Genomic DNA, 1,907 nt, shown 5'->3' with positions numbered 1-1,907 from the left:
GCCGACGAAGGCGCCGGGCACGTTCCGCAGCACGAAGGAGAAGTCCTCGGCCCCCGCCATCGGCTTGGGCGCTTCGAAGACGTGGTCGGCGCCCAGCACCTGCCGCGCGGTCTCCAGCGCGAACGCGGCCTCGTCCGCGTCGTTGACCGTCGGCGGGTACTGCTCGACGTAGTCGATGTCGGCGGTCACGCCGTGGGCGGCGGCCACCCCGTGCACGGTCCGCTCGAAGGCGGCGCGCACACGCGCGTGGGAGGCGTCGGAGAACGTCCGTACGGTGGCGGCGAACCTCGCGGTCTCCGGGATGACTGCGGAGCTCCCCGGGAACCGTTGGGTGGACATCGATGATCTGCGGGCCCGGGGTCTGTTCGGTGTTCCCACGGGGAACAGCCCGGAGCTCCCGCGCGCGGACGGCGGTTGAACCGGTTCCCCGGCGGTCGTCAGGAATCGCATACGGGCTGGTCGGCCCGGGGAGAGATTTTTCTCAGGTGGGCGCGGGGCTGGGATTCGGGTCGCGCAAAAAAACGGGCGACAAGGGCGGTTGGGTCGCCCGGTCGGAACGCCAAGAATCCGATAACTCTCCCCGGCCGCGGTCGCCCGGTACGTCACCGGGGAGGGATGTACGTCAACGGGATGACGTACAGCGGGCATGGCAGAGGGCCCGCGGCCGTGATGGTCGCGGGCCCTCCGTTGGGCAGGTCAGGCGTTGTCGGCTGCTCGCTTCACCCATGACGCGATGGTGGCGACGGTGGACCACTCGTATCCGGGCGAGGCGGTCAGCCACTCGATGATGCGGTGGTCGTAGTCGCCCAGTTCGACGCCGGCGTCGGCTAGCACGGCGAGCAGCTGCTCGCGCTGGTCTGGTTCGGAGACGAAACCGCGGGGTTCGGTGGTGACGGGCCCGGTGGGTACGGGATCGATCGGCATGGTTCCCCCTGCTGGGTTGTCGTGGTGGTCGGTTGTGGTGGTCAGGCGGTGCGCATGGCTGCGGTGAGCGCGTCGGCCATCCGGTACGAGGGCGAGCGGTGGAGCGCCCCGGCGTGCCGGTCGTACCGCCGGGTCGTGCGCGGGTCGGCGTGCCCCATGGCGTCCTGCACGTCGGCGAGCGGCACCCCCTGATCGAGCAGCGCGGTCGCGTAGGAGTGGCGCAGCGAGTGCGGCGAGATCCTGTTCGCGGAGTCGATGCCGGCCGCGGTGGCGACGCGGCGCAGCAGCCGGTAGGCGGCGGGCTCGTCCATCGGCCTGCCGGTGCGGGTGGCGAACAGCGGCTCCTCCGGGGCGGCGTCGGGCCGCTCGCTCAGGTACGTGTCGATCGCGGCCACGGCGAGCGGCACCAGGACGACGCGCTTCCGGAGGTCGCCCTTGACGACGAGGTCCGCGACCCGGTGCCCCTGATCGGAGCCGAGCGCGCCCACGGTCACGGCGAGCACGGAGCCGATGCGGCCGGCGGTGGTGGCGAGCATGGTCAGCAGCGCGTAGGTACGGGCGCTCTCCTGCTCCCGTGCGTAGGCGAGCAGCGTGCCGAGCTCGGCCGCCGTGAGCCCGGTGGTGGGCGAGGCGTCGGCGGAGACGGACGGGCGCTCCATGCCGGTGAAGGGGTTGCGCTCGGCGACGTCGGCGCGGACGAGGTAGGCGTACCAGGACGACGCGGCGGCGAGCCTGCGGGCCCGGGTGGACTTGGCCAGTCCGGTCTCGCGCAGCGCGGTGGCGTAGTCGTCGGCCACGGTCGGGGCCGCGGTCGTCGGGTCGGTGCCGGTGGCCGCGCAGTACGCCAGCCACCACCCGGCGTCTTTCGCGTAGGCGGTCTGGGAGTGGACGGACGGGCGCCGGCCGAGCCATGAGCGCGTCGCGGTGAGGACGTCGGCTGGACGAGGCCTGGCGTGACGTGGTCGTCGGCGGGCCGATGACCC

At 72.7% G+C, this 1,907-nt stretch carries 3 protein-coding genes; all 3 read right to left on the bottom strand.

The genetic code is table 11. The features are described 5' to 3' along the window. A partial coding sequence (locus ABZS97_RS43875) for a M20/M25/M40 family metallo-hydrolase (protein ID WP_356149667.1) occupies window positions 1-450 on the bottom strand: 450 nt, incomplete at its 3' end. A 246-nt stretch (window positions 451-696) separates the two neighbouring features. Continuing rightward, on the bottom strand, window positions 697-924 hold the full coding sequence (locus tag ABZS97_RS43870; protein ID WP_356149663.1) for a hypothetical protein: 228 nt from the start codon (window positions 922-924) through the stop codon (window positions 697-699). A gap of 41 nt (window positions 925-965) precedes the next feature. Continuing rightward, window positions 966-1,907: tyrosine-type recombinase/integrase (locus ABZS97_RS43865; RefSeq protein WP_356149660.1), on the bottom strand; the 942-nt coding region annotated here is incomplete at its 5' end.

Origin of the sequence: Streptomyces sp. NPDC005485, from assembly GCF_040606085.1 — a bacterium.
Classification (GTDB): Bacteria; Actinomycetota; Actinomycetes; order Streptomycetales; family Streptomycetaceae; genus Streptomyces.
The sequence above is the reverse complement of the archived record's forward strand: the minus strand, read 5'-3'. Positions and strand labels throughout refer to the sequence as shown.

What these genes read in the sequence shown, in the direction of transcription:
- ABZS97_RS43870 (WP_356149663.1), bottom strand. Translation starts at nt 924, where the DNA reads ATGCCGATCGATCCCGTACCCACCGGGCCCGTCACCACCGAACCCCGC.